The organism is Aeromicrobium sp., assembly GCF_050700635.1.
Lineage (GTDB): Bacteria > Actinomycetota > Actinomycetes > Propionibacteriales > Nocardioidaceae > Aeromicrobium.
Map to the genome: position 1 here is coordinate 1 of NZ_JBOHDT010000166.1, position 4208 is coordinate 4208.

Sequence of the window (4208 nt, forward strand, 5' to 3'; positions counted from 1 at the left end):
GTGGTGGCCCGGTTCCTGCTCCGGCCGGACGGGCTGGCCCGCAGCATCGCCCGGACCATCGCCGAGATCGTCCGCGAACGGTTCCAGGCGATGCGGCAGCGGCGGCTCGACGTACACCCCCGGGTGCACCGGTCCTGGACGTTCGCCGGGCTCCGCGCCTTCAGCAACGGCTTTCTGCGCGACCTCAACACGGCGGTGGTGAGCGAGGAGATGATGTGCGGGGCTCGAAGCATCTACGTCGACTACGTCGACTACGACGAGATCGCCCACCACGCCGGCGCCACCCGGGTGGAGTCTCTGGCGGCGCTCACCGGGCTGGACCAGATTCTGGCGGTGTTGGAGAAGGTGGCGCAGAGAGCGCCGCGCCGCTACCGCTTCGTGGTTCTGAGCGACCACGGGCAGTCGCAGGGTGAGCCCTTCGCGTCCCGGTACGGCACCGAGCTGAGCGAGCTCTGCGAGTCCTTGACGCGATCGGAGACGACAGGGGTCGAGAGCAGCGTCGAAGGGTGGGGTCGCGTCGACTCCGTGTTGGAGGACCTGTCCGGAGGTAGCGGAACCCAGGGGGTGTCCCAGGCTGCGGCCCGCCGAGTGAACAAAGTGACCGAACCGGACGAGTCCGGACCGGGAGTCGAGCTCATCGTGCTCGGCAGCGGAAACCTGGGACTGGTATACGTGCCCGGACCTCAGCGATTGACGCTCGAGGAGATCGAGGACCGCTGGCCGGCACTCGTGCCGGGCTTGACCGCACATCCCGGCATCGGCTTCGTCACCGCCCTGGGGGCGGAGGGTCCGGTTGCCATCGGGCGCGCCGGCCGCCACGACTTGGCGAACGGCGTGGTCGAGGGAGTGGACCCGTTGCTGGAGTTCGGTGACCATGCCCCGGAGATGCTCCTCTCGGCCACCATGATGGCGCAGGCACCCGAGCTCTACGTCAACAGTGCCGTCGACCCCGACACCCTCGACGTGGCAGCATTCGAACCGCTGGTGGGCTGTCATGGAGGGCTGGGTGGCTGGCAGGACCGAGGCTTCGTCTTGGCGCCCCCCTCCCTCCTGGCCCCGACGGAACCCATCGTCGGCGGCGAGGCGCTGCACCAACATCTCATCGGCATTCTGGAGTCGCTGGGCCACCGTACGACCCTTTCGAGGAGCACGCCATGAACAAGTCCCGGACCATCACCCTGCTCGTGAGTGCCGCCGCCATCGTGATCGTCGTGGCCGGGTTGAAGTCCGCCAGCCACATCGTGGCTCCTCTCATGCTGGCCCTTGCCCTGACGATCGTCTTCCACCCGCTCCGGCTGATGCTCGAGCGCCGCCTTCCAGTGTGGGCCGCCTCCATCGTGGTGCTGATCGCCGCCTATCTCCTGATCGTGGGCCTCACCCTCGCGTTGGTGGTCTCGATCGGCCGTCTCGCCGTCCTCATTCCGTCGTACGCGTCCGAGAGCACGGATCTTGCCGCCGACGTCAGCGACTGGTTGTCGGGCCTCGGCGTGGGGGCTACCCAGGCAGATGCGGTGGTCGACGCGTTCGACCCCGGCAAGATCGTCGACTTCGCGACCTCGGTGCTGTCCAGCAGCCTGTCCGTGCTGTCCAACCTGTTATTCCTCGTGACGCTGTTGCTGTTCCTCGCCTTCGACGCCGCGCACGTGCAGCGCTTGGCGGAAGGCGCCCGGGAACAGCACCGCAACCTCGTCGACGCCCTGGGCTCGTTCGCGGGCGGCACCCGCACGTACCTCGGTGTCTCGGCCGTCTTCGGGCTGATCGTCGCGGTGATCGACACCGCCCTGCTGGCGGCGCTGGGAGTACCGGGAGCGTTCGTGTGGGGGGTTCTGGCCTTCGTCACGAACTTCATCCCCAACATCGGCTTTGTCATCGGTGTCGTCCCGCCGGCCCTGATCGGCCTGCTCGAGGGTGGACCCAGCCTGATGCTCGCCGTGATCGTCCTGTACTCGCTGGTCAACGTCGTGATCCAGTCGGTGATCCAGCCCCGCTACGTCGGCAGCGCGGTCGGTCTTTCCACCACGCTGACGTTCATGTCACTGGTCTTCTGGACCTGGGTGCTCGGCCCCCTGGGCGCAATTCTGGCCGTCCCGATGAGCCTGTTCTTCAGGGCGATCCTCGTCGAGGCAGATCCGGATGCACGCTGGCTGGATCCCTTGATCAGCGGAAAGCCTGAAGACGCACCGGTCGTCCAGACTTCATGAGCACAATGTTCGGATCCGGGTGGCGCCCCGTGTGGAGCGGCGTCGGACTACTGGTTGCGTACTACGCCTTCCCGGTTGGCTGGGGCGACTCGCCTACTACCGGTGCGTTGTTGAGTCTGGCCCTGACCGCCGCTGGCCTCGGCCTGCTCGGCTACACGATGGTCAAGGAGCTCGACCATCTGCGCCACGGCGAGGAGATCCGGAGCACTCGGGCACTGAGCATCCTGCTCGTGATGCTGGTGATGTCGTTCTCCTTCGCGTTCTTCTTTCTTGACCTGGTCGAGCCAGACCAGATCGCCAACTTGAGCACCAGAACCGACGCGCTGTACTTCACGGTGAGCACGATGGCCACAGTCGGGTACGGCGACATTCACGCCGAGGGCCAGCTGGCCAGGGGGCTGGTCGCTGGTCTGATCGTCTTCAATCTCGTCGTCGTGGCCTCCCTGGTCAGGGCGCGCAGGATCGGAGGGCACAGCTCGCTCTGACCGCTACTGCAAGGCTGCGGTCAAGCGCATGGCGTTGTCGACGTAGCGCTTGCGGGCAGGGCGCTGCCGCCACTCAGCGAGGGTGAGCTCGCGCGACAGCGCACGGTAGTCGTCCTCGACCTCGCGGAAACGGCTGACGATCTCGTCTCCGCTCAGCATCAGCGACACCTCGTAGTTGAGTGCGAAGGACCGCATGTCCATGTTGCTGGACCCGATCACGGCGACGTCGTCATCGATGGAGAAGTGCTTCGAGTGCAGCACGAAAGGACCCGGGTAGAGATAGATGCGCACCCCCGCCTCGAGCAGAGCTTGATAGTAGGAGCACTGGGCGTGGTAGACCATGAACTGGTCTCCGGCCTCGCTCACGAACAGCTCGACCTCGACGCCTCGTTGTGCGGCCGTGGTGATGGCGTACAGCAGCGACTCGTCGGGCACGAAGTAGGGACTGGTGATCGACAGCCGGCGTTGTGCCGAGTACAGCAACAGCGTGAACACGCGCAGGTTGTTCTCCGTCGAGAAGCCGGGCCCGCTCGGGATCACCTGCGCCTCGATCTCGCCGGCCGGGGTCGGTACCGTGCCGAGCTCGTCGGTCAGCTTGACCTCCGTCTCGCTGTACCAGTCGGTGCAGAAGAGCAGGTTGAGAGCGCTGACCGCCGGTCCTTCGACGCGGGCCACCAACTCCTTCCACTCACGGCCCAGCTTGTGGTTCGCGGGCTTGTTGTATCCGGGCTCGATCAGGTTCTGCGAGCCGGCGAACGCCACCATCCCGTCGATCACCAGGATCTTGCGGTGGTTGCGCAGGTCCGGCCGGCGCTTGAACGGTGCGATCGGCAGCATCGGGTGCCACTCGATGCCGGATGCGTCCAGCCGGGCGGTGAACTCCTTGTACCCCGGGATGCCCTTGGATCCGAGGTGGTCGAAGAGCAGGCGGACCTTCACCCCGCGATCGACGGCCCGCGCCAGCGCCTCGTAGAAGGGGCCGGTCACGTCGTCCCACGCGGTGATGTAGAACTCGACGTGCACCCAGGTGGAGGCCTTGTCGATCTCGGCGGTCATCGCCGCGATGGACTCGGTATAGACCGAGAAGAGGTCGACCCGGTTGCCGGGCGTCACCGGCTGCGCGCCCAGGTTGCGGCTCAGCGTTGCCACCGAACGTACGTACGCCGGTCCGGGGAAGTCGCTCTCGAGCGTGGGCACGTGCGCCGTTCGCTCCGCCACGCGCGCGTTGACCTCGGCCTGCTGTTCGTTGCGACGGCGCCCGAGCTTGGTTCGCCCCAGGACGAGGAAGATCACCCACCCGAAGAGCGGCAGGACCAGGATCAGTAGCAGCCAGGCCATGCCGCTGGACGGTCGCCGGTTCTTGGGCACCACACCCAACGCGACGATCTTCAACGCAAGGTCGATCAGGTAGAGGGAAACGGCGATCCATGTGGCCATGCTCGGAAGTCTGGTGCCCGCCCGGCCGCGCGTCCTCACCCAACATGCGTGAAGACTGACGCTGTGGCCAGCCCAGGGCGAGTGC

Annotated in this window: 3 protein-coding genes and 1 pseudogene; 3 read left to right on the top strand and 1 reads right to left on the bottom strand. The window is 66.4% G+C overall.

Annotation, left to right across the window (positions count from 1 at the left end):
* The 3 genes and pseudogenes from ACRDPN_RS12820 to ACRDPN_RS12830 all read left to right on the top strand — a co-directional run.
* Nucleotides 1-1158, top strand: a pseudogene (locus ACRDPN_RS12820) (nucleotide pyrophosphatase); the annotation flags it as partial.
* On the top strand, nucleotides 1155-2201 hold the full coding sequence (locus ACRDPN_RS12825) for an AI-2E family transporter (RefSeq protein ID WP_431448554.1): 1047 nt from the start codon (nucleotides 1155-1157) through the stop codon (nucleotides 2199-2201). The pseudogene ACRDPN_RS12820 and the gene ACRDPN_RS12825, both read left to right, overlap by 4 nt.
* Entirely contained in the window at nucleotides 2198-2686 is a 489-nt protein-coding gene (locus ACRDPN_RS12830; RefSeq protein ID WP_431448557.1) for an ion channel, read from the top strand. The genes ACRDPN_RS12825 and ACRDPN_RS12830 overlap by 4 nt, the downstream gene beginning before the upstream one ends.
* A 3-nt stretch (nucleotides 2687-2689) precedes the next feature.
* On the opposite strand, the gene cls is transcribed toward ACRDPN_RS12830, so the two are convergent.
* A complete protein-coding gene (cls, locus tag ACRDPN_RS12835) occupies nucleotides 2690-4123 on the bottom strand; it encodes a cardiolipin synthase (RefSeq protein ID WP_431448560.1) in 1434 nt (477 codons plus the stop codon).
* Nucleotides 4124-4208 lie beyond the last annotated feature (85 nt).